The 23,263-nt window shown below is 57.8% G+C and carries 17 protein-coding genes and 3 pseudogenes; 15 read left to right on the top strand and 5 right to left on the bottom strand.

The window, feature by feature from the left end; all coding sequences use genetic code 11:
- Nucleotides 1–444 precede the first annotated feature (444 nt).
- Entirely contained in the window at nt 445–741 is a 297-nt protein-coding gene (locus tag XI08_RS15400; protein ID WP_271575029.1) for a hypothetical protein, read from the top strand.
- A 153-nt stretch (nt 742–894) separates the two neighbouring features.
- On the opposite strand, the gene XI08_RS15395 is transcribed toward XI08_RS15400, so the two are convergent.
- Nucleotides 895–2,853 carry a putative bifunctional diguanylate cyclase/phosphodiesterase gene (locus tag XI08_RS15395; RefSeq protein ID WP_271575028.1) on the bottom strand — a complete coding sequence of 653 codons (1,959 nt, stop codon included), beginning with the start codon at nt 2,851–2,853 and terminating at the stop codon, nt 895–897.
- A gap of 1,099 nt (nt 2,854–3,952) precedes the next feature.
- Here XI08_RS15395 and XI08_RS15390 point away from each other — a divergent pair.
- A complete protein-coding gene (locus XI08_RS15390; protein ID WP_271575027.1) occupies nt 3,953–4,258 on the top strand; it encodes a hypothetical protein in 306 nt (101 codons plus the stop codon).
- Between the two features lie 315 nt (nt 4,259–4,573).
- On the opposite strand, the gene XI08_RS15385 is transcribed toward XI08_RS15390, so the two are convergent.
- Complete coding sequence (locus XI08_RS15385; RefSeq protein WP_179880042.1) at nt 4,574–4,744, bottom strand: hypothetical protein; 171 nt, start codon at nt 4,742–4,744, stop codon at nt 4,574–4,576.
- Between the two features lie 23 nt (nt 4,745–4,767).
- On the opposite strand from XI08_RS15385, the gene XI08_RS15380 reads away from it, so the two are divergent.
- The 3 genes from XI08_RS15380 to XI08_RS15370 all read left to right on the top strand — a co-directional run bounded on the left by XI08_RS15380 (nt 4,768) and on the right by XI08_RS15370 (nt 7,313).
- Nucleotides 4,768–4,962: a hypothetical protein gene (locus XI08_RS15380; protein WP_271575026.1), complete on the top strand. Its 195-nt coding sequence runs from the start codon at nt 4,768–4,770 to the stop codon at nt 4,960–4,962.
- A gap of 619 nt (nt 4,963–5,581) precedes the next feature.
- A complete protein-coding gene (locus XI08_RS15375) occupies nt 5,582–6,169 on the top strand; it encodes a hypothetical protein (RefSeq protein ID WP_271575025.1) in 588 nt (195 codons plus the stop codon).
- An 835-nt stretch (nt 6,170–7,004) separates the two neighbouring features.
- On the top strand, nt 7,005–7,313 hold the full coding sequence (locus tag XI08_RS15370; protein ID WP_271575024.1) for a hypothetical protein: 309 nt from the start codon (nt 7,005–7,007) through the stop codon (nt 7,311–7,313).
- A 1,612-nt stretch (nt 7,314–8,925) separates the two neighbouring features.
- Here XI08_RS15370 and XI08_RS15365 read toward each other — a convergent pair.
- Nucleotides 8,926–9,324: pseudogene (locus tag XI08_RS15365) on the bottom strand (ISNCY family transposase); the annotation flags it as partial.
- 844 nt (nt 9,325–10,168) lie between these two features.
- Here XI08_RS15365 and XI08_RS46300 point away from each other — a divergent pair.
- Together XI08_RS46300 and XI08_RS15355 are read left to right on the top strand one after the other, a co-directional pair.
- Nucleotides 10,169–10,348, top strand: a complete 180-nt coding sequence (locus tag XI08_RS46300; RefSeq protein ID WP_442869824.1) for a zincin-like metallopeptidase domain-containing protein — start codon at nt 10,169–10,171, stop codon at nt 10,346–10,348.
- A 787-nt stretch (nt 10,349–11,135) separates the two neighbouring features.
- Complete coding sequence (locus tag XI08_RS15355; protein WP_271575023.1) at nt 11,136–11,495, top strand: HipA N-terminal domain-containing protein; 360 nt, start codon at nt 11,136–11,138, stop codon at nt 11,493–11,495.
- Here XI08_RS15355 and XI08_RS46295 read toward each other — a convergent pair.
- The gene (locus XI08_RS46295; protein ID WP_442869823.1) at nt 11,492–11,746 is read right to left on the bottom strand and encodes a hypothetical protein; all 255 of its coding nucleotides are present in this window, start codon (nt 11,744–11,746) and stop codon (nt 11,492–11,494) included. The two genes, XI08_RS15355 and XI08_RS46295, sit on opposite strands and share 4 nt — an antisense overlap.
- On the opposite strand from XI08_RS46295, the gene XI08_RS15345 reads away from it, so the two are divergent.
- Nucleotides 11,745–12,491, top strand: a complete 747-nt coding sequence (locus tag XI08_RS15345) for a HipA domain-containing protein (RefSeq protein ID WP_333927436.1) — start codon at nt 11,745–11,747, stop codon at nt 12,489–12,491. The genes XI08_RS46295 and XI08_RS15345 overlap by 2 nt on opposite strands.
- On the opposite strand, the pseudogene XI08_RS15340 reads toward XI08_RS15345, so the two are convergent.
- A pseudogene (locus XI08_RS15340) lies at nt 12,469–13,094 on the bottom strand (helix-turn-helix domain-containing protein). The gene XI08_RS15345 and the pseudogene XI08_RS15340 overlap by 23 nt on opposite strands.
- 474 nt (nt 13,095–13,568) lie before the next feature.
- Between XI08_RS15340 and XI08_RS15335 the strand changes: the two are divergent.
- From XI08_RS15335 to XI08_RS15305, 7 genes and pseudogenes are all read left to right on the top strand, one after another.
- On the top strand, nt 13,569–14,888 hold the full coding sequence (locus tag XI08_RS15335) for a lysine N(6)-hydroxylase/L-ornithine N(5)-oxygenase family protein (protein ID WP_271575022.1): 1,320 nt from the start codon (nt 13,569–13,571) through the stop codon (nt 14,886–14,888).
- The gene (locus tag XI08_RS15330; RefSeq protein WP_271575021.1) at nt 14,885–16,165 is read left to right on the top strand and encodes an MFS transporter; all 1,281 of its coding nucleotides are present in this window, start codon (nt 14,885–14,887) and stop codon (nt 16,163–16,165) included. Before XI08_RS15335 ends, XI08_RS15330 begins: the two co-directional genes overlap by 4 nt.
- On the top strand, nt 16,155–16,934 hold the full coding sequence (locus XI08_RS15325) for a phytanoyl-CoA dioxygenase family protein (protein ID WP_271575020.1): 780 nt from the start codon (nt 16,155–16,157) through the stop codon (nt 16,932–16,934). The genes XI08_RS15330 and XI08_RS15325 overlap by 11 nt, the downstream gene beginning before the upstream one ends.
- 24 nt (nt 16,935–16,958) lie before the next feature.
- Nucleotides 16,959–17,288, top strand: coding sequence for a cupin domain-containing protein (locus XI08_RS15320; RefSeq protein WP_097669493.1), 330 nt, complete (start codon nt 16,959–16,961; stop codon nt 17,286–17,288).
- 1 nt (nt 17,289) lies between these two features.
- The gene (locus XI08_RS15315; RefSeq protein WP_271575019.1) at nt 17,290–18,867 is read left to right on the top strand and encodes a class I tRNA ligase family protein; all 1,578 of its coding nucleotides are present in this window, start codon (nt 17,290–17,292) and stop codon (nt 18,865–18,867) included.
- Between the two features lie 19 nt (nt 18,868–18,886).
- Nucleotides 18,887–20,020 carry an aminotransferase-like domain-containing protein gene (locus XI08_RS15310; RefSeq protein WP_271575018.1) on the top strand — a complete coding sequence of 378 codons (1,134 nt, stop codon included), beginning with the start codon at nt 18,887–18,889 and terminating at the stop codon, nt 20,018–20,020.
- 1,736 nt (nt 20,021–21,756) lie between these two features.
- Nucleotides 21,757–23,263: pseudogene (locus tag XI08_RS15305) on the top strand (hypothetical protein); the annotation flags it as partial.

Here is a 23,263-nt window from a genome sequence, read left to right as displayed (position 1 = left end):
TCTCGTTTCGCGATGAATTACTGTTCGTTGAGCGGTAGGCAGGCATTTCTATCTATCGGGCAAAAGGTCTTCCGCGAAACAAAAAGTCTTTCGCGCAAGGTGAACGAAGATTCGACGGTCCGTCCTAATGAAGACCCAGGATATCGCCTCGCAGAAGATACTTATAGTCCTCCTCGGTCATCCATTTGGCGCTGTGTCGTGTCTAGTCCCAGATTTGGTATCACGTGATACTCAAAAAGCACCATCTACGTCCGTTGCCTCCGAATAACGATCGCGTGTCGCTCCAGCCGCAGCGACGTCTATCTGGTTTGGATGCGGGATCCTTCATGCTCGGTTTTGATATAGCCAAGTCGCAACATGCCCGGCCTTGGAACTAGGACCTAGTCCGGCGCCGACCTAATATGCTTTGATACGTAGGATGGAAATGAGACGCGTGGTGCTTCAATGTACGTGGTCATTCGCAAGTACACCAATGTTCGTTCGGTTGCGGATGCCGCCCGCCGCGCGAAAAGCGGCGTCGGTCAAATCCTAAGGGAATCGCATGGATTCAAGTCGTACTATGTCCTGGACGGAGGTAAAGGCGTCGGTGTCGCAGTGATGATATTCGAGGATCGCGAAAGCGCCAATGAAGCGAACAAAAAGGTCATGGAGTTCGTTCAAGCGAGTCTGCATGATCTCCATCTTGGAGACCCCGAAATCGTCGCCGGCGAGATACTGGTGAATATCCAATCCGATCAGTAGCGCGCCCCTTTCCATAGAGCAAACGCCACGGCGCGGACTTGGATGCCGTAGGGTGATATCGCAAGTCGGTCACATACCTATCTTGTCATTGATTCCGCTAGCGATGCCAGCGCCTCACGCGGCATGAGCGTCGGTCGGTTTGCACAAGGCGTTTCAAGCGGCAGGCGTCGACCATTGCTTATTTTCGAGCAGGGCGAAGATGCGGTCGGCTGATACCGGCCGACCGATGAGATATCCTTGGACTTCATCACAGCTGGTTTGGCGCAAACACCCGAGCTGCTCGGTGGTCTCGACGCCTTCCGCGACCACGCCAATGTGCAGATCCTGCGCCAGCGTGATTATTGATTTTACGATCGCCGCGCTATCCGGCCGTGTCAGCATGTCGCGTATAAAGGACTGATCGATTTTGATGCGGGTGTAAGGCAATTTTAGCAAATAGGTCAGCGACGAAAATCCTGTTCCGAAATCGTCGAGCGCCACCGTCACCCCCAGTTGCAGGAGTGAATTCAGGATCGATGATGCCGGCCCGTACTTTGAAATCAGCATCGACTCCGTTATTTCGATTTCAAGGCGGCTAGGGGCAACTCTGGCCTCCGCCAGGGCCTGCACGATTGTTTGCAGGATGCTGGTGTTATGGAATTGAGCTGCAGAGAAATTCACGGCGACCCTGAGATCAGAGGGCCAGTTCGACAGCGTCGAGCAGGCGCGTCGGACCACCCACTCACCGATCGGGTGGATCAAGCCGGTTTCTTCGGCAATTGGAATGAACTCAGCCGGCGAAATGACTCCACGGACAGGATGTTGCCAGCGCAGCAGGGCCTCAAATCCGGTTACTCGGTTCTCGCGAATATCAAAGAACGGTTGGTAGACGAGAAAAAGCTCGTCTTTCCCGATCGCCTCCTCCAGATCCCGTTGCAGCGCCCTGCGATCGCGCGCTGATTTGTCGTCGCTGGCCTCAAAGAAGCGAACCGTTCCGGGCCCCGCTTTTTTGGCGCGATAGAGCGCAAGGTCGACATTTTTTAGGAGCTCATTAGGCGTATTGCCGTCGCGCGGGGCCAACACGATTCCGACGCTCGTCGCGCCCGCGATCTCGCGTCTTTCGATCAGGAATGGTTCGCCGAAAGCGCCAACGAAGCGCTCGGCGATTTCCAACGCGTCTTCTACTTTGGCCAGATTGGTCACGATCAGCGCAAATTCGTCCCCGCCGATCCGCGCGACGGTATCGGTCTCACGCGCGCATCGTTGCAGTCTCGCCGCGGCCTGAACGAGGAACTCATCTCCTGCGGGGTGGCCGAATTTGTCGTTCACTTCCTTAAAGCGATCGAGATCAAGGAGAAAAACCGCGAATTCCTCGCCCGAGCGAGCCAACCGGTTGAGGGCAGCTTCGAGGCTTTCGTTGAAGGCGAAACGGTTCGGCAAGTGGGTCAGGGGATCCCGCCGGACCCTCCGTTCGGTTTCCAATTGAGCAATGGTGCGTTTCGTGAATTCGAAAGAATGGGCGAAAACGCCGCGCAGAAGTACGAAGCCATACGCCACAACAAGGATAGCGACGAGCAGATAGACGAAATCGCCATTTCTGCCGAGGCAGATTGCCGTACCCACAAAAATCGGGGCCGTGAATGCAACCGCCGCCACCGGAATCGTAGCGAAGGCGAATGCTCCGCCCGCGAGCATCCCGGAGCAAAGACATGTGATCACGAGTTGGCCGCCATTCGAGGCGTCGGCGAAGAAAGCTACCGGAACGACCGCCCAGGCGGTTCCAAGAACGAGCGAATTTCGCACCAGCCGATGCATGGCCTGTCGGGAGACGAACTGCGGCTTCGTAATCCGTCGTGATAAACGCGCCTTCAAGCCTATCGATAACGCGCCGCAAACCACGGCAGCTGCCCAGATCAGGGCATAGTTTCTGTTGGGCGAGTGCCAGAGGGCAATTGCAAGCACCGTCGCATTGCAGGCGTTGGCCAGCATTATGCCCAGGGAGTAACCGAGCACGAGGGAGATCTGCTCCGCGCGAATGTGCCCTGCGACCGCTTCATCTGTCGCAGGGCCGCCGAAAGCCGCCAGGTCCCCCGCGAATAGCTTCGAGACATACGAGCTCAGATATGTCCTCATCTGGCACCCCCGCAGGACTGGCTCTAACGTTGCGGCCAGTGCTGGAAGGTCGCGGCAAACATTTGAGAAAAGATAAATTCTTGAAGTTCGCCACGTCCGGCGCGGCATGGGGTGGCCGAACTCGTTATTTAGCGGTGGCTAAGGCAGGGCCGGGCGCTGGGCTGACCTCCCGTGTCCTTACCGCAAACGCGGGGCACAGTTCTGTACATTGCGTACTGACCTATGCCTGTAATCGATCGCCGAATTCGGCTAACCTGCCATGATGACAGCTTGTGCGCTAACCTGAATTAAACGGTGGGGCGGTATGAGATCGACAGAAGATGAGACACGCGAACGCATCGTAAGCTACGGCCGCCTGCGCCGACGACTTTCTCTATCGATGAGATCGGTAGGATGACGCAGCTTGTGCCGATCGTGGACGCCCGACATCTCGCCGCTTTCCTGCGCCATATCCGATAGAACGAAGCAATGCTGCGGGCTCACCACAAGAAACGGGCGATGCGAACGCAAGGCCAGGTCTAATGTCGCCCAGGCCAATAGAGGTGATGTGTGGGCACGACGATCTCCGCATCCCTCCAGCCGGTGTCCCCTTCCCGAGAGCTAGTACGAGCCCTGGCGGCAGAAGGCGCTTGAGGCGGTGGCCGGTTGTTCTCTCGTCGAGCCAAGGCGGGACTGCTGCCCTCGCTCCTACGTAGCAATCGTGGGTGTTTCATGCGCAATCGTGACCTTGGCTCCGACAGCTTCCTGGCACTGACCGCGGTCGGTCTGGTGGTGCTCTGCTCGAGCCTGCTCGCCTTTGCGTTCACTTAAAGCGAACGCGCTCGCTGCGTTTCTCGCCTTGACCAAGCTAAGTGCTTGGCGGATAGCAAGCCCAGCAGCACGGACACTGAACGCCGATTGCCGTCCGCCGCGGTAAGGCCGATCACGGTGTTTCGAGACCAGGCCCTCAGAGGTCTGGCCCGCGTTGGGATCAATTTTAAGGACATCGTCGAGGTTAACACTAACTCCGCATTGTCGGCGCGGCGGACAACGCCATTCTTGTTAGAGCGATCCAGATGATGGATTGCAGTGCGGCTCGCACTCAAACTGGAAGTGAAATGTGACGATTATCCTGGCCCTGCTAGGGAGCGCAATCATCGGACTGGGGACGGGCCTGTTCTTTCGGGTCTGGGCCATCGTGCTAGTGTCTCCGGCAATCGCGGTCCTCGCCGCGATCGTATTTCAGGCCTCCGGCTTTGGCTTCTTCGCTGGCGTGTCCGTCATCATCGGATGCCTCTTCGTCGGCCAGATCGGCTACCTGCTGGCAGCGTTCTGCCTGCATAAGGGAGACATCTCAGTTCAGGACGAAGCCGACGGCGACCCAAGCGAACACCGCCATCAGGATGTCCACGACAAGCACCAGTAGCGCAAGGCCCGTCCAGGACGGCAGCTTTCGGCGCAGCCGTAGGGTTTTTCGCCGTGTCAGCAGACGGCCCAGTAAGAACGGAGGTGCGTACCTGAGAGCAATGCCGGCCGCACTTTTTTGAAACACCATGGATCTCATTGCGGCACACCTTTCAATGCTAATGGTCGGTTTACCGTTTCATCAGCAAGAGCAGTGCCAGTGCGGAGCATGCGCGGCAGCGGCGGGGCGGCGGCGCGGAATGACAGCGTTGGAAGTGTGTCATGGAACCTGCGTGTCAACGTGGCACGGGCGGCCTCCGTAGGGCATGTGGCGCTTTCACCGGAAGCGCTTGCGGTTTTGACGCCGAATATCCAGATGCGCCACGTCATCGGGCATAATCTTCGCGTCGCGGATGCAGCTTTCGCTGAGCACGCCGCTGATGCTCGCCTTGGCGAGACCGTGCCGCTTGTCGGTGATTACATCCTGCAATTCGCGGAAATCGGCCAAATGGTGGTAAACGGCATAGACGCGTGGCTGGCGACCGGTTCACCACCGCCCGTCGAAAATTCGACGACCCGCCGGTACAAACGGCGGATCTCCTCACGCTTCCCGACGCACTGCGCGATGCGAAGATCTCAGCCAAGGTCGCTTTGGCTCACTTTCGGCTTCATCCCTATCAGAACCGAACGCTGTTTGAGTTGCTCAAGGATCCGTCGAAGGACTGATCGCCGTACGCGCGTTGCAAACCGACATGGAGCATGGCCCAACCGATAGGCAGCGTGTCAATGCAAGAAGCCAGATGTTTTTCGGCTGCATTGAAGAGGCGTTACATCCGACGCAACTCAAGACATTGCAGAGCAAATTTTACGACAGCGAGTAAGCATCCTGATCCCCGGCCGCGCGCCGCGTGCAGGGGCGCGGCTATGGCGGCCATTATGGTTAGCGGCCCCGAGCGTAAGCTCGAAGCGTAAGCCTGAACGACTGATCGCGGGCAGAGATCGAAATGCACATGTTCGGTGCAAGACTGGGTCTGACCGCGGTCCGCCTGGACCTCCAAACCAGCTTTACCGCCAGGTGAACGCAATCCACGACGCAGGCCCGCGCGCGAGGTCAGGCGGAATGAAACTTGGCTCGGAGATGATCGGATCAGACGTAGCAGATGCGGCCGCGGGTTTGTCTTCTTTTTCGACCCTTGTCAGCTTCTCGAAAGCCAGCCTCTTTAACACTCGAACTTGGCCTCTCGATGACGAAGCCGCCCATGTCTGAATTCGTGACGAACTTCAGCTCATTCCCTGCGGGAGATCTTCAAGAGGCCTTTGTTCTCATAACAGAAAGGAGAGCTTTATGGATCCGAACCCGATTGACAATGCCCGTTCACCAGAATCTCCAACGGCGCACGTCTGGACGCAGGAAGATCATGATTTGTTCAGTCAGATCATGAATGAAGCTGGACCATCATCACCTGCCGCACCTGAGGAAGCGATAGATGTCTCATTTGCCGTTCCCCAAAGATTTTCCCACGGTTCGCAAAGCGCCCCTGACGCGATGGTTGAGAAGCTGTTCCACCGCGGTCTCTTGCCGGACTCGGACCAGCCGACGATGACTTATGAAATCCTAGGTCACCGCTACACGGCCGGTTTGGATCCGTCCAATCGCGTTCGTCTTGTTCATAACCCTGCGGAGGACCAAGTGGTTGGGGCCGGCCAGGCGGGGGTACCGGACTTCGGAGCGTTCTTCCCGGAGAACCGGCGCTTCGGAACGCCGCTAGCACAGCAATGGGCTACATTTGCCCTAATGGACAAGCTGCGCGAAGAAGGTTTCATGCCGACCGCAGATAACTCCACCACAATCCTACTTAACGGACGGGCCTACAAAGCCGAATTAGTCGAAGGAGGGTTCGTTAGGCTTACACGGGAGCCAACCCGGCTGTGAACCGATCGCGCCGGGCTGGAGGCCTGCGATCACTTCGGGTGGCCTTACCTGGAGAGACAATCGCCACCTAACAGTGGATTGTTCGCGCCGCCAGTGGGTACGCATCCTCGGACCCACTGGCAGCCCACGAGAAGCACGATCATCCTGGCCATTTCGTCTGCGTGGCGCCGGCCTGTCATCCGGCATGCCATATTGCCCCCGTATTGCCTCATCTGAGGATGTTACTTTCGCTTGATCGATGTAGCTCCGGCGACCGGCCAGTCCGAGATTGCACCATAGCGCGCAGGATCGGAAGGAACTGGAGACGTCGCGGAATGCCCATGACACGCGGCCAGCGCCGCAGCTTTAGCCGTGTGGGATGATCGTCTCGGCTGCTTTGCCTCTGAGTAGCTCTGCACGATGGTGTGGTGCGGGCCGAACTGTTCGGGGCGTTGCTTAGCGAGGCGACCGAGAATTGCATGCGCGGTCAGACGGGGCTCGGCCGCGGGCCAGCGCTCGATGTCGGCTGGGTCCGCGCAAATTGGGAAGCGAAACCGGTGACCTGGAGGGGTTACTCGGAAACGGCGTTGGCTCTGCCGATGCGAGCCTAGATAGTCTTGGCGGACGCACGAGGTATTCTCAAGGAGCCGGCAAAGGTCGTGTAGCCGCCACGAGGGTCGCAAATGGCTTTGCATAGCAGTGCGATCGCGTGAGCGTATTGATCGGATGGGAATCCTATCAATTGGCACTACCAGATCTGGGCGTTTTGCAAGCAGTACCTTCGCCGTAGGATTACGGCAAAGACCGCATGCATATAGGTGTGCGCAAACAGCTTCGAAACGCGGAAAAGAACGGCATGTCGAACATCAATCTCAGCTCCCGATGCATTGCAGGTGCACGGGCCGGACAGCGAGCCATCATCGCCCTAAAAGTCATCAAATGGAGAGCGCTGGCCCCGAGACGTCGAGGTTTCCAGATGACACGCGGAATGAAGCCGATGTCGCGGATGGTCGCAGCAACAAGGCGCGCGCTCGCCATGTACGATCTCGACCGGTGCTGCGCAATCTGGTGGCTCTATCGTCTCCATTTCGGATTCACCGGCGACGTGATGTTGGGGCTCGCCGCGGTCACGGTTGCCCAGGAGAGATCCCGCTGCGGAATTTAGGAATCGGCGTCGAGCGCATACCGGGCTCGGCCAGCAATCTGCCGCAGGTTACTCGTTTGCACAAAAGCGTGGCCCAACGCCAATCGCCTCAAGTCTGCCCCAGCCAACAACGCCGCAATCACATCGAGTCCCGGCGACCTGAGCGGGGGGCGGTACTAAGGTGCCCGCAAACGCGACCAGCAGGCCGCGAAGAGCGAACTTGCGCTCGCGCTTAACATCACAAGCTGAAATTGATCGGCGGATGATGTTCCCCATAGAGGCCCTCAACAGCGTTCAGACAACCGGGCCCTAGCGGCGAGTGCCGAAATCGGCATCTTGGAGTGGTTAGTGCATCTTGGAGTGGTTAGTAAAGTCTGGCGATGGGGAGCAAGACGCAACGCTCACATTCCGGGTGTGATTTCTGATGAGAAGGAAATACCGCGCTGAGTCCGTGAGGCGAGGGAAAGGGGGGCGTGCAACCGATGAAGCGAGTCTTGCCGAGTGCCTTGCGCTGGATTGATCCTCGCGCAGAATCTCATCGCCGCGCTGTGTCCCGAGGGCTTCAATTCCTCGGTGAGCAAATTCGTCCCTGCAGACGGTCAGCCGCTAAGTCGCGGCGAAGATCTGACTTGTCTTACAATCCAATCGTAGCCGAACACCGACAGCGTCCCGCACCTTGCTGTTCGAAGGCTTCCTTGATCCTGATTTCGCTTGCGCCAGATACGGCATGATTGGTGAGGATGATGTAGTCGGCTGCCAACCGCCGCTTAGCGAGCTTTGTTGCCTCTCCAGCTCATCACTGAGCACGCTCATCGTCAGATTCGACGGCTTCGACGTGAATTTGCATTGGATAGTTGACACGCCTGCAGCCGGATCGTCTCCGTCCCATCGGCCGATAAACGCGCCGTCGCGCTCGGCATCGTTGCCAGGTAGGAAACTCTGGACAGGACGGCGGAGGCATTCCTCGGCAAGCGCAATGCAGAGGTCCTGAAATGCTTTCCAGCCAAGAAGATGGAGAGGATATGTCATTGCTCAGGAATCCGCTTGATGCGCCATTTACACAGTCTCGCCGCTCGATAGCTCAGGACCGACAAGGCCCTGATGAGGCTAAAGCGCGGCGCCGGGAAGGGGCCGGAAAGGAAATGGATGTATGGTGCAACGAACGAGACCCGATCGATCGGCCAGGTCTCGCTACGCAGCACTCCCACCGGCGACGTGTCCCCGGTATCGTCAATGGCCAATTTGAGCCGGGCCTGAATTGCTGAAAACCGAAGTCAAGTTGTCCCGGAAGGGACCAGAAATGGGAGCAAACATGCTCTAGCTTTGCCAAAACGCCAGCGCAAATAGGCGCTGACGTGAACAGACTTTGTCCGGCAGCCATGTCCCATGACCGCCTCCCTTTCTGCTGGGGCGGGTTACAGCCTGCCGGCTCGGACCCGCGTAACGCCGTGTCCCGGCGCGGCCATTAAGCCGGCTGCAGAGGGGGCCCGCTAACAATACTTTTGTCCTGATTCGGGTTGCGCACCTGACAAGCCCGAAGTGTTTTGGACCGCAACTGCTACTGGGCCGTCGCGCCGGGTGAGGGACCGTCGAGGAGTGGCGTCTCGAGGCTTTCTATTTCAGGCATGGCCTTATCCGCAAGCGCCGCGAGGCATTCCTGCGCGCCGCGGATATCGCGCAACAACGCGACCGGGTCGAGAGCGGCATAGATTTCTTGGAGATGGGCGCGAACCGCGTCGGGCGTTCGGGCGTCGGCGGCTAAGCGCTGGTGTGGTGTTGCCGGCGCGCTGTATGTCTTGCGCACGCGCGCCCCATCGCGCTGCTTGGCTATCAATTTGAACGAGGGTTGGAAGAAGTTCACGAACAGCCGCGCCGATCGATAGAGTTCAGCCAGCAGCTTGGCCGCTGCCAGGCCCTCGAACCGACGATAGCCGACCATCCTGCGCACGACGGCGCCGTTCTTCTGCTCGACGAACGCCTGGTCATTCTTTCGGTAGGGCGGGCATCGCGTGAAGACGATGCTGGCCGCCTCGCTTCCGCGTTGCCATGCTTAGCCACCCCATCTTCGCCCCCGCTCGTTCCCGATCCAAGGGAGCAATTTACGTGAGGCAACGGCTCAGCATCCGGTAACAATTAGGGCGAGGAAATGCGCTTCCCAGCCAGATTGTCGCGCTATAATCCGCAGCATTCCCCGGTTGAAGGCTTACTGGAATGCCACAAATGCACCCCGACAATCGACCGATACGCGCAGTGCGACGAACATGGCAGTACAATATGCACGGCAGAGGGATGGGCGGGGCGCACAGCACCGAATTCGCAATTTGACGCCACAGGAGACCTGCCATCTAACGGGGCGAAGTATCTACGATGGTATGGTCCGCAACCGACAATGTCTCACTGATCAGCGCCTGAGCCGTCCGGGTGATCTTGAAGTCGTGACGACTGACAGCACAGAGGGCATGTCTGAGTGGTTGCAGGAGTTTTCGTGGCGGATTGAGCGAGTGTTGATAGCCCACACATTATTGACCGACTGCGCAAAGGCCTGTCAGCTTGCGGTAAGCTATCACAGATACAGAGCCCTTGGGATTAACGGGATGTGACAGGGACAGCGTTATCGCTCCAGACCGATCAGCGCCGAGTCACTCTTCCGCTAGTCTCAACGGCAGTGCGGATGTGGTAGGGACTAGTTGGCCTGGTTTCAGCCCCCGGGTCGGTTAGCACCGAGCCGCGCCCGCACTGTTTTACATCTTGCCCCGACCAATCCCGCTAGCTATCTCGACAAGTTTCGCAGGTACTCTGGCGAAGGTCGGTACACCACCTGAAAAGGTGAGGGCCACGTACTTCCATTTCTGCCGCAGCCCGCGCAATGAGTGGCGTTGGACACTACATGCCGCCACGAGAGCCGCCTGAACCGCGAGTTCGGCCGCTGGCGCTTCGGCGTTGAGGGCTATGCCATGGAAGAGTTGGTCGCGGAGCTTGGCGCGGCCTTCCTGTCCGCCGATCTCGGCCTAACACCGGAGGTGAGGGAGGATCACGCCTCCTATATCGCCTCTTGAATAAAGGTGCTGAAGAACGGACGCGCGATCTTCTCGACCTCGTCCAATGCCCAACGGACGGCGAACTTCCTACATGGGTTTCAGGCCAAAAATTCCGCCGCGGCCTGAGCCGCGGCGGCAATCATCAATCTGGACCTCGTCATTTTTGCTCCAAATAGCTTGGGTCTCCAACGGACTCTGGACGAAGTTGTTGACTGGGCGTCATCCTACTTACAGCGGAGCGGATTTTTCGCACGGGTTCAGATAGATAATTCGCTGCAGTTGCAAGCATTTTGATTGAGGATGCATGGGTTTGAAGCGCGAGGTCCGGTCTCAATCGCGGCGACCGTACCGACCGTGCGAGCTCAACGACCCTGCTCACGCCTTGCATACCACGAAGTCCGTAGATGCTGCGCGACGCTCGTACCCCCACCATGGGTTGCGAGTCCGGCTTGTGTGCGAATGGCTCGAGGCCGAGCCCGATGACTTCAAGTCCTTTCCAACCGACGTAGACCGCAACCGGTCGGCGTCAGCCGTCAATGGGTGATTAACGTCGAGCATGGTCATCCCCGCGCAGAGCTGGCTCTTGTACTCCGTGCTCTCGACGTTCTCGGCATCCCGGTGGACGCCAACAGTGGAGGGCCCACCAGCCGCGGGTCTACCTCCGCAGTTGATATCAACGCCATCGTCAACAAGGCCAAGAAAGGCAAGACATAATGGCCGAGCTCATTGCACTCTTGGGTGGCACCGAAGTCGATCGCGTCCGCAGCGACGCGCGCGGCCGGCTGACCTTCGTTTATGACAATGCATGGCGCAACGCGGAAGGGGCCTATCCCCTGTCGCTTTCGCCGCCGAGGAGCACGGTCCAGCCACTGTTCAGTCCTTCTTGTGGGGGCTGCTTCCTGACAACGAGCAGGTGCTCGAGCGCTGGGCCAAGAAATTTCAGGCATCGGCGCGCAACGTGTTTGCCCTCATCTCTAACATCGGTGAGGATTGCGCCGGGGCCATCCAGTTCGTCACGCCTGATCGATTGGAGGCTCTGAAAACAGGCAAAGATGACGAGATCGAATGGCTGGATAAGCCGGAAATAGCAAATCGGCCTCGAGTCTTGCGCGAGGATCACGCTGCCTGGCGTCTGCCCTGCGACACGGGTCAATTCAGTCTTTAGGCGCCTAGCCGAAAACCGCGGTTGTCCTCAGAGACAACAAATGGGGCATTCCATCCGGGCGCATACCAACCACCTACATTTTGAAACCACCGACGGGCCATTTCGATGGTCACGCCGAGAATGAGCATATCTGCCTGCAGCTCGCACGCGAACTCGGGCTGCCACCCGCTGAAACCAAGGTGATGCGCTTCGAACAGGAAATAGCGATCGTGGTTTGAACGCTGCGATCGGCAGGTCAGCGGGAACGACATTATCCGCGTTCATCAGGAAGATATCTGTCAGGCCATGGGCATCCCGCCGACCAAGAAATACCAAAACGAGGGCGGACCAACGCCTACCGATGTGGTCGAGCTCTTGCGTACCTACTCGACAGACCGCGAGGCTGACCTTGAGACGTTCGTCAGCGCTTTGGTCTTCAACTGGCTCATTGGAGGCTCTGATGCTCACGCCAAGAACTATTCATTGCTTCTGGCCAGCGGTCCTCTCGTGCGTCTCGCCCCCCTTTACGACATCGCCAGCATTCTTCCTTACGACAACGTCGATCAGCGCAAGATCAAACTCGCCATGAAAGTCGGGGGTGAATACAAGCTCGATCAAATTGGCTTGCGTCAGTGGCAAAAATTTTCACGCGAGCTGCGTGTTGATGCTGACGTGCTCATCGCTACGCTGATCTCCATGGCCGGGCAGATCCCTGACCCGGTGGCGGACATTCGCACGCGAGCGCAAAAGGAGGGATTGGAGAACGCTGTCATCGAGCGATTGGCAACGGCTTTGGGTGTGGGAGCCAAGGATTGCGAACACGTTCTGAAGGGATCTAGGATACGGATCATCCATCAATTGAAGGGAGTCGAACGCAACCACGAGCTCGTTCATTCTGATATCGGCGCGCTCGCCGAACGGCTGCCTGACAAGCCCGTTGCCGCGTCCCCTTATGCTCGTCCCGAGTTACGGCTTGCAAGCGCTCGGCCGGCGCTCAACTTTGCAGGTCGAAACTAGCGAGCCGCTGCCGGTCTAGAATCATGAGCTCGCGTTGAGTATTGCCGACGAAAGCAAAAACGCCATCATTATGCAATTGCGACACTGCGCGTGAGACGGTCTCGATGGTCAAGCCAAGGTGATCCGCGATGTCTCGGCGGGACATTGGTAGTGACATAACATCAGCAGTCATGAGCCGCGCATCCATCTCATGCAAGAAAGCGGCAGCGCGCTCCAGAGCAGTCTTACGTCCAAGCAGCAGCATTTGGTTCTCCGCGTGCTGCAATTTAGCCATGGTCATGCTGAGGAAAGTGCGTCAGACAACTGCGTCAGTGTGGGCGATTGCAATCAAGAGCGTGCCTCTTGATCAGCCGAACAGTGCTATGCGTAACGGCTTCCGTAGCAAAATCGGTGTGCCCCACTGTTCTCGAATCCGAAAATGTCACCTGGTAAATGAAACGCGCCAATCTGGCGTCGCCCATCGGACAGCAGTTTGTAGGCCCGTACCGCTCCTTTCATGACATGATAGACGTATTCCGCGGGTTCACTCTCGATGTAGATCGTCCGACCCTTGTAACGCTGACAATGTGTGGAAGATCGTGGTGATTTGAGCATTGTCGGCATAGACGAGCATTCACGGTGTGTTGGTTTCTCAGCCATGGATCCGCGCGCTTCGTATTCCGTATGTGTATGTCCGATTGCCGCCTTAATGTCGTAAATCCGACAGGAGCTGCCGGAGCAACTCCGCACGAAACGCTGAACGTGGGCGTGTTCTTCTCGTCCAACAAGGCGCAGTCGAGATTTTGTGGGTGGCACGGCGGTTGCTAATGAGCAGAGAGATCGCCGGATGAGGTGGGTGAAGATGGTCGCGGGCGGACTTTAGTGGTCACACGGATGAGACTGTTGCCGGTTTCAACAGACGTCTTGCAAGACGCGGCTATTGCGGATGCGTCATTCACCACGCCTCCCGCGGCTACAGGCCAAGCCGCTGCCCCATCCCAAGTCACACAAACGCGCTTCGGTAATGAAGCGAAGGACCCGGACAGACTTTACACGAGCGCCAAGGACAAGAACTTACACGAGCTCAAAGAGACTTCTATGGAAATGCTGGATGTCATCGGAATTGGGATCGGCCCATTTAACCTCAGTCTTGCAGCGCTTATTGAACCTACTCCGCTCCGCGCACTTTTCCTGGAGAAGCGAGACGCACTTTTCTGGCATCCAGGCCTTGCACTGCCGAATAGTCGCCTTCAGGTGTCGCCGCTCAAGGATTGTGTGACCCTAGTCGATCCTACTAGCCCATACTCATTCCTCAACTATTTGGCACTGCATGGTCGGCTCTACAGCTTTGTCAATAAGCGAAATGCTTCAACGTCCCGGCAGGAGTTCATTGAGTATTACCGGTGGGTCGCAGGGCGACTCAATACGCTCCGCTTCTCGGAGGACGTCACGGATGTTGTTCCGTTTAGGGACGGCTACCGCATCAACACGAATACAACCACATACTTGGCGCGCGCTGTTGTTGTGGGCGTTGGCGTAGAGCCCAAGATTCCTCCCTGCGCCAGATCTTTGCTATGTGACACTGTCTACCATGCAGCCGACTATCTCGAGCGGCAGCTTCCGCATGCAGCCGAGCATGTGCTCGTTGTGGGAGGTGGTCAGAGCGGGGCTGAGATTATTGAGGACATGCTTACTCGTTCTGTGCCCACCCAAATCACGTGGGCAACGTCGCGTTCAAACTTGTTTTCCATCGACGACAACAGCTTTGTGAATGAGGCTTACACACCCTCCTATAGCCGTCGCTTTCACGCTCTACCGCTTCAGCAGCGCCGGGACATAGTCGAGGGCGAGGTGCTTACGAGCGATGGTATTTCTGTCGATTTGTGCAATCGCCTATATGAAATGCTGTACGAACGCAGCGTGGATGGCGCGCTGGCCGACCGTTTTCGTGTGTTGTCCAGCGTAGTCGTGAAAGACATCGCGTCCCACAAAAAGCGCTGGCGAGTCGATCTAGATGAGATCGCAACGCAGCGAAATAGCTGCATCCTCGTCGATCGTATAGTGCTTGCTACAGGTTTCCAGCCACGTACGCCGCCCTTCTTGGAGGCCCTCCTCGAGGGTGCGTGTATGGAAGATGGCCTGCCCGTACTCGGCCCGGACTACGCAGTCCGCTTCGGTCGGCACATGCCGGGACCAATTTATCTACAAAATCAAAGCCGCGTGCAGCACGGATTGCAGAGTGCCAATCTATCTTTGGTGGCGTACCGCAACAGCCAAATTATTAACAGCCTTCTCGGCCGACCGTTCTATTTGAATACATCCGACAGGCAGATGATTGAGGTTTGTTCAGACACGTCTGAACGAGGCGACGGTGTGGTTGCGATGCGATCGACCCGACAGGTATTGGGTAGCACATGAACGGCGGCTCGACCTCACCGCTGCGGGGCCGGATTGCGCATGGAACGGCCAACGCTGCCGACCAGCTTTCAGGCACGCTCGACTACCGCGCCTTTGTACCATTTTTGATTGCCTCCATTGTCATTGCAGCAGCTTACGGCACTAGCTTTCTATTGCCGGACTACATGCATGCGCTCGAAACGGATAGTCGAGCCGCGGGTCTTATTATTTCCAGCGGCATGGCTACTACTCTCGTTTCCTGTTGCTTGGCTGGGTGGCTGGCAAAGCGGATAGGCCTATTACCCACGTTGACTGCCGCATCGCTGTTTATGGCGGTAGCCATGCTGACCTTTGCCGGCGCTGCCCTCGATACGCGAGCGGCGTACGTTGGAGGACTAATGGTGGGCGCTGCTTGGTCAGTGTTCTACATTCTGGCACCGCTGCAGATCATTCGACATCTACGGCCCTCAGCACGTATTCAGTATTTGACGGTCTTATCCGGATCACAAATGGCTGGGCTCGGCCTAGCGGCTCCACTTGGTCACTTGCTCGCAAAATACACTGGTTCGCTGGCCACGATTTATGCGGTGCTTGCGATTGCGTGCGTGACCGCCGCCGCCTGCGTGGACCTTACAAGACGCGCGATGTCGAGGCTATCGGCACTGGCTATGCCGGATATCGCGATTACACTTGCCGCGACTATGACACTGCTTCAGAAGTGCACAGCGCTCCCGATCGCCATGATTGCGATTTCAGGCTGCACGTTCGCGGGGCTGTCCACATATCAGAGCGCGTATTCCGCATCACGTCACTTGAATTCCGATCTGTTCTTTCTCGTTTTTACTGCTACGAGCGTGGTACTACGCTTCTCAGTCGCTCACTTCATGGGCAGCCTGCCGTTACGCCGACTGGCGCTCACGCTCATCCTACTGATCGCTGCGTCTCTGGTGCTGTTCCTTCTCAACGGTGGCAGCACCTCACTCTATATTGCGGCCACAGTGCTCTTTGCCGCCGGCTATGGGTTAAATTATTCAACCTTAAACACGATAGCCGTCAATCTCGCCGGCGAGCACGGCGTCTCCGTGCCCACTACCTCGCAGATCTTTACCCTCGCATACTTCTTCGGGATCTTCGGCTTTCCCATGGTCGGAGGGCAGTTGGTCCGTGGATTCGGCCTTGACGTGATGTTGCTGAGCCTATTGAGCGCGACCGCTCTGAATGCGGTGCTAGCAACCCGCCTCGGGCAAAGCACAGCTGATCCGCCTCATCTTAGGAAGGAGCTCACACATGCTGACTGAGGCACAACAATCGAAATGGCATAAGGATGGATACCTTCGATTGGAAAGGTTCTTCGATCCAGCCACGCGCGACAAGATTTCTTGTTACGTTGAGGAAGTTGCACGTTGGGATGTAAGCTCCGATAAGTGGATGTTGTGGTTCGAGAAGACGAGTGACAGCCGGAAGATTATCTCGAAGGCCGAGAACTTCTTAGACTACCATGCCCCTCTACGGGAGGCGCTCCTGGCCGATGGCCGCATTCGTATAGCGGTCGAGACACTCTTGAATGAGAAGACACGGATGTTGAAGGAACTTCTGATCTTCAAGTATCCGGACAGCGGCGGATACCGCCCTCATCAGGACATCTACCATGTGCCGCACAAGATACCCGACCGCATGGTGCACGCAATTGCATCAATCGCCGTGGACGACTCCGACCCGGGTAACGGTGGGCTCTTCTTCACGCCAGCTCGCCATAAGGAAGGAATGTTTCCGATGGATGTCGGCGGCGTGATTCACCCGGAGATCGCCGAGACCTTCACATGGGAGCCGGTACAACTAAAAGCTGGTGATGTTTTTATTTTCGACGATTATGCGCCCCACTACTCCTTGCCAAACAAGAGCGATCGGTCGCGTCGTGCGATTCACTTGGTATTCCAGCGCGCATCCACTGGGGGTCCGACACGCACCGAATACAACTGCATGAAGCGCGCCTACAACCCTCCAGAGGAAGCGGTGGCCGATCTTGAAAACCTAAAGCTTCCCAATGGCATATTCTATCGCGATTGATAGCCACGTCTGAGGAAGACCAACGTGTACACGGCGCAGCTTGATCATTCTCTGATGAGATCCGAATACGGAGTTCTGGTCTGGCGCCTTTTGGAGCATCTCCCGGAGGGTCTCAGCCCAGCATTTGGCGCTTCAGTCGTGGAGCTCGCTCCAGGCGATGCGGTCGACCCGCACGATCATCAGGAGCATGAGCTGTGGCTGCTGATCTCTGGTCGCGGAGAGTTCGAAGTCGACGGCCAGGTCCGTAATGTTAGCGAAGCGACCTTGTGTTACATGTCGCCACATCAGACGCACACTATCCGCAATATCAGCCAAGACAGCACTCTCAAGTTTATCTCGATCTGGTGGGATTGACGTGCGCACTTATTTTGTCTGTCCCGCGCCGCCTTGCCCTAACGGCAAACTACATCTCGGCCACATCGGCGGCGTGTATTTACTTGCTGATATCTTCGTCCGCTTCCAGCGCATGACCGGCCATCGGGCCTACTACATCACCGGCTCAGACGAGCACGGCACACATACGCTCGAAACGGCACGAAAGCTCGGCCGATCCTTTAGCGAGGTCGCAGAACAATACGTTCACCAGATCTTAGAGTGTTTGCGTGCCGTGCAAATTACGCCTGATGTGTTCGTGCGCACATCTAGCGAGATTCACAAGGAAAATGCGCTAGCGATATTCCGCGAGCTGCAAGTGGCCGGCTACGTCCACGTAAGGCAGGGCGTGCAACTGTATTGCGAACATTGCGATGAGCTCGTTGCGGACTCGCTCGCAACTGGCCGTTGCCCGGCCTGCTCATCGCCCTGCGACAGCAATCTGTGTGAGAACTGCGGGCTGGCTGTTCAGCACGACACAATCCGTGACGCACGACACGTCACCTGCGGCCGCAATCTTGTGCTAAGAGCCATCAAGCAGGCCGTGTTCGACATGCCGCGTCTCGCTCGCCAACTGCACGAAGCCATTGGTGAAAGCGCGTGGCCCGAGCCGATACGCGCCAAGGCGCGCGCTTGGCTACACCGAGAGGTGCGCGGCTTGCCGATGACCCGCCATTTTAGGCACGGAGTTGAGGTACAACAGCCTGACTCTCTGATCGGCCAAACGCTGCTTACATGGTTTGAGGGCCTCTGGTGCTTCGACACCGGAATTCGCGAGCAATGCGCCCGCTTAGGTCTGGACGCAAGCACGACGTTGCACGACCAGAACAGCGAGCTTCTCTTCTTCATGGGGCAAGATAATCGCTTCTACTACACGCTAGGTGTCGCCGGCGGTCTGCTCGCGCGCGGCTACCCAATTCCAAAAAATCACTCCGTCCAGGATTTCTACAAGCTGGAAGGCGAGAAGTTTTCCACCAGTCGTGATCATGCTCTTTGGGCTGATGAAGTGGCGCGCGAGGTGGGGCCAAACGTACTCCGTTATGCACTGGCGCGAGTGGCCAAGCCGTTTGGAACCGACGCAAACGATTTTGATCTCGACGGGCTCATCTCGGCAGCCTCACGCATTCGGGTCTGGGAAGATGCGTTACGGCGGTGTGCAGAAAGCGCACTCACGGTAGAGAGCACCGAACTCTCCCCGAATTTCCGCCGCTTCGCTGAAGATTACGCCGATGCGGTCACCGCACTGCGTTTCTGGGATGCGCTTGATATCATCGACAGGTACTTCGAGCTAGCTGGCTTTGCACATGCAGACGATTGGACATGGAATGCTGCGCAGATCTCGCTGTTCCTGAGCCTACTCTATCCCGTAGTACCTGAGCTAGCGATGGGCTACGGCCAGCACTACTTTGGCGGTGCGTGGCGGCCGTCCCTCGAGACATCAGCCGTAGCAGCCCAGCCAAAGGCGTCACTGGACTTTCCCCGTTTCAGCGCGCCAATACCTGCAAGCTTTGCCTCGGAGTACAATAAGCGCTTTCGCAGAGAACAGATTTGGCAATCATGAAGATCCGAATGACGAAGCTATGAATACGCGCATCTCAAAACGCACCGCTGTCGCTCAGGGTTTCGCGCCGTTCAACTCCTCAAGTGCGACGCATGGGATCAATTTCGGCTATGGGCTGGCCGACCCGGTGATGTTTGCAGAACTGCCGTGGCCAGACGCGTTTGACGGACGTACAGGTGTGGCTCCCGCCGATCTGCCGCAGTATAAGGATACCGCGGGTTTGCCCGAACTTCGTACCAAGCTTGCACTGAGGTACGGTGTGCGGCATGACCAAATTATGCTTACGAGTGGAGCTTCACAGGCCTTACAGTTGCTTGCCGATGGCTGGATTGACCCCGGTGACGTGGTCCTGACGGAGGACCCCTCCTACTTGGGTGCACTGCGTACGTTTTCGATCGCGGGTGCAACCGTGGTCCAGCTAGGTCTGGCTGCAGAGGGAGTGGATCTGAACGAAGTGGAGGCAGTGCTGCAGACCAGTGCCCGGGTGAAGCTCTTCTACACGATGCCAGCATTTCATAATCCAACCGGGCACCAGATGTCGTGCGACCACGTGGCCAAATTGGCGGCACTGCTAGCCCGCAGTGGCGCTCTCTTGGTGCAGGATCTTGTCTATGCTGAGTTGCCCTATAACGGTCCAGTGCATTGGTTGGCGCCGGGCGACAACGTGATCAATGTCCATAGCATCTCAAAAGTTGCCGGACCGGGACTACGGGTAGGCTGGGTGATTGCGGAGTCGGACATTATCAACAGGCTTGCGCACCTCAAACGCGACGGCGGCGTAAGTCCGGTTCTAAGCAATGTCGTTTTGGGATTATTGCAATCGAGCGCTCTTGACTCGCACATAACACGCTTGCGCGAGCACTACCGAGCGAAGCGAGACGGCGTACATAGGTTATTGCAGCGCAGCCGGATTTGCGAGCCGGAATATAGTGTACCAAGCGGGGGCTTTTCGTTCTGGGTACAGCTTGCCGCGGGTACGGATCCGGAGAGGTTTATTGAAGCTGCAAGCCGCGAGCACGACGTGCACCTTATAAATGGTCGGAACTATGGCCCACGAAGTGGCCGTCACGTGCGCCTGTGTTTCAGCTATCTTCCAATATCTCTCATTGAGCAGGGGCTGGAGCGCTTAGGTAATTTGCATGCTAAACTCTAGACGCGTGTGGTATGTTTCAGCAGAGTTTTCCCATCTGACGCGGGGTCGCAGGTCCAGCTCCAAGCGCCGACACTTCTGAAGAGAGCGGGCTTACGCGGACACACGAAGTCGCTGTCCTGCTTTGTTGTCCGCCGGCAAGGTCGCTTTGGTGCGCTCCAACCGACCCGCCCATCACTCGTCCGAAGCTCGAAGAAGTGTTCGAGCTGTATAAGGGGAGCTTCGTTCCCACGCACTGGAGCAGAGTATACGGTTCCGATTTGCCGCATCTTTGCAAGCTACTTAAAGCTCATCGCCGCGAACCGCGAGCTGAGCTGCAAGCTCGTGAGCAGCCGGGTTCGCCGGCCGTGCAGTCCGCTCGGCAGTCCGGCTCGGCGCGGGAGCATCCCCCGACGCCTGGCTACCCTGAGCTCGGGAGATTGGGCTCGTTGGCCAGCAGATGCAAGAACCAGCATCACCATCGACTGCCGGGTCCTGCGGCGGTCTTGAGCCTTTTGTTGATCTGAATACGCCCGCGCGTCTGAACTGCGCGACGATGCTGACTTTGGCCGGCGGATCCTGCCAGAGCTCGCTCAGACACCTACGCTGCTCTTTGAGTCTTTGGTCGACCTGAATGCGCTAACGCCGTCGGAGTTGCGCGACGATGCTGAGTTGCGCCAGCGCAGTCTGCCAGAGTCGCTAAGACATCTACGCTGAATCATTTGTTGATCCCGCCCTCGGCGTCCTCCGGCTGCTGCGATTTTTACGTCGCTCAGCAGGCGATCGGTCGTCACCGCGCTCACCTTCAAAACCGGCCCACCGCTCATCGGCAGAAAGCTTCAATCTACCGTGCGTTCAAGTGCCGGGAGCGAGAACGGCTCGCGACGAGCCGCTTACTGCAGAGCCGGTCAGAGGCGTCCCATAGCACAATCAGTGCAGCGCGAATGGAAGCCCCATAGGTCCGGCTTGGACGCCGCGGCACGGCCGATCCCGATGCCCCGTCCACCGACAGTGGTCGGATCGCGTGCTTACGATGTCATCCCGTGACGGTGCAAAGCTCGTCCAGGATTCGTCCCTTCTCACGCCGCCCGCCCGCCCGGTGACGCTCGGCCAGGGCTGATGTGATCTCGCGCTTTGCGCGCATGCTGATCGTCCCCGCCGCAGCCGCCACCGAACTGATCCGGCAGCTCCGCTCCAGGCACGACTGGGACGTTGTCCGGTAAGAGTTTTAGTGAGGCAATGCGCCCCTCGGCGACACGAGGATTACTCTCGCCTTGGATAGCCGATGAGAGAGCGAATGAACGAGGAACGAATCGCGGAAGGCTCGTCGTGGATTTGCGAGAACGATCCGGATCAACTGTGGCTTGGCACCCGTGCGTGCACCTGCGGCGCCGCCGGTATGCCGTTTTGCACTAGTTGCTCGCTATCGAGCGGAGCGTCCCCCTGGGGCGATAGCGTGTGACTATCGTTTGGGGCACCGCGCAGTGCGTTGCGGCTAGGGACGCGCCCGACGACTAGGCGGGTCCCAACAACCCGAGCAATGACGAGTCGTCGGCTCCCATGCCGCCGCAAGACTTCATCGGCCGGGAGGAAGGCGGGTCCTGACACCCCATGAAGCTCCGCGACGATCGAGAGCCGCGGGGTCGTTTCGCTCTGCAGATGTCGCGATGCATTGTCTCACGAGCGACGGCCTCGTCAGCTTCTGGACAGCCTATCCATAATAGGATCAGCTCAATTGATTTCTTGGACGTGAGGCTAGCGTGGACCCGTACAATTCCGATCCATCCAATCCAACAGCTTGGTCCCAGGTGCAGCACGCCGTCTTGGAAAAGGACCAGGGGGGCCATGCCGGGCAAGAGGGCTTTGAGCAGCACTTGGCCGAGGCGCACCCGCCCGATCCGGGTCCTGTCTCCGGTGGCGGCCGCAGCGGCCGCAACTACCATCCCCATCTCTCTGCAGAACATCGGGACATTATCGACAAGGCGATTGCCCAATATGCGGCTCAGAAAAACCCACAACTGAAGACGGTTAAGCGCTATACGCAGGCGCTTCGCCGACTAGGAAATGATCTTGGCGCTCATCGCAAAATGATTGATCTGGGGGACCACCAGTCCCTGGTCCGTCACGTCAAGACTTACTTCCCGAACGACGAAGACATAAAGAAAGGGTTGGGTGTCCTTCGTGCGTATCATGATCCGAGCTATGTAGCTTCTGGCGGGCGGCCGCGCACGATCCCTTCAGCGGAAGACGCGCCCCTCTCAGAGCGGCTTAATGCCAGTGGCATGACGTCGGGCAGTGCTGCTCGTCATGATCGTAGTCTTCGCAGATTTTCTAACGCGCTTAATCGTGCGGGCTACTCGATATCTGGGCTAGACGACGCTGCGCGCATCGAATTCGCTCAAAAGTTGTTCCCGAACGACGAACTTTTATTGTTCGCATTAAGCAAGGTTCGCGATGCCGAAAACGTTTCCGGCGCGGGTGCATCTCAGGAGCCCAGCGGTTATGCTGTCCCGTCGCCCGCATCGCATCTTTATTCCGATGACGCCCGCATCATTGATGGCCTGGAAAAGGCAGAGCTGAGCATGCTCAAACCCGAGGAGACTAGCCGGAAGAAAGATGTTCAAAATCTGGCCCGCAACCAACGAAGATTCGCCGCTTGGCTCCAAAGGGAGGGGCGCGGGAGCCTAGTGAGCCGACTCACCGGCACCAGTGAGCAGCAAAAGTCGTTCAACGACGATTACAAGGACTTTAAAAAATCCAATCGAAACGCGGACATGGGCTTTGATCGGCTTCGGAACTACCTATGGCTCGTCGAGGCGAACGCTGCGCTGGGCGTCTGCCCTGAACAGGCGGGTGGGGAGCCGCGGCGTGGCGAGTCGAAATCAACGTGGTCGCCGCCGGAAGCGGTGCCAGATGGGTCGTCGGCGTTCTACCGAGGTCTCGACTCCTTCGTTGATCTGCCGTACACCTCGCAGGAAGTGAGAGACGATGCTCAGTCAGCGCCGGTGGGTAGGGCTGCCGCCAGACCGCCGCTCTTCATCGGACTATCGGACGCGCCAGCTCAGTCGCCAGACATTTTCCGCGGTCTTCAATCTTTCGTTGATCTGCCGTACACGCCGCAGCAGATGCGAGACGATGCTCAGTCGGCGCCGGTGAGTGGGGCTGCCGCCAAACCGCCGCTCGTCACCCGACCGTCGGACGCGCCAGCTCAGTCGTCAGACATCTACCGCGGTCTCAACTCTTTCGTTGATCTGCCGTACACGCCGC

This window comes from Bradyrhizobium sp. CCBAU 11361 (genome assembly GCF_028128935.1).
In the GTDB taxonomy this organism is placed as follows: domain Bacteria; phylum Pseudomonadota; class Alphaproteobacteria; order Rhizobiales; family Xanthobacteraceae; genus Bradyrhizobium; species Bradyrhizobium niftali.
The sequence above is the reverse complement of the archived record's forward strand: the minus strand, read 5'-3'. Positions and strand labels throughout refer to the sequence as shown.

What these genes read in the sequence shown, in the direction of transcription:
- XI08_RS15400 (WP_271575029.1), top strand. Translation starts at nt 445, where the DNA reads ATGTACGTGGTCATTCGCAAGTACACCAATGTTCGTTCGGTTGCGGAT.
- XI08_RS15395 (WP_271575028.1), bottom strand. Translation starts at nt 2,853, where the DNA reads ATGAGGACATATCTGAGCTCGTATGTCTCGAAGCTATTCGCGGGGGAC.
- XI08_RS15375 (WP_271575025.1), top strand. Translation starts at nt 5,582, where the DNA reads ATGGATCCGAACCCGATTGACAATGCCCGTTCACCAGAATCTCCAACG.
- XI08_RS15370 (WP_271575024.1), top strand. Translation starts at nt 7,005, where the DNA reads ATGTCGAACATCAATCTCAGCTCCCGATGCATTGCAGGTGCACGGGCC.
- XI08_RS15355 (WP_271575023.1), top strand. Translation starts at nt 11,136, where the DNA reads ATGGCGCAACGCGGAAGGGGCCTATCCCCTGTCGCTTTCGCCGCCGAG.
- XI08_RS46295 (WP_442869823.1), bottom strand. Translation starts at nt 11,746, where the DNA reads ATGTCGTTCCCGCTGACCTGCCGATCGCAGCGTTCAAACCACGATCGC.
- XI08_RS15335 (WP_271575022.1), top strand. Translation starts at nt 13,569, where the DNA reads ATGGAAATGCTGGATGTCATCGGAATTGGGATCGGCCCATTTAACCTC.
- XI08_RS15330 (WP_271575021.1), top strand. Translation starts at nt 14,885, where the DNA reads ATGAACGGCGGCTCGACCTCACCGCTGCGGGGCCGGATTGCGCATGGA.
- XI08_RS15325 (WP_271575020.1), top strand. Translation starts at nt 16,155, where the DNA reads ATGCTGACTGAGGCACAACAATCGAAATGGCATAAGGATGGATACCTT.
- XI08_RS15310 (WP_271575018.1), top strand. Translation starts at nt 18,887, where the DNA reads ATGAATACGCGCATCTCAAAACGCACCGCTGTCGCTCAGGGTTTCGCG.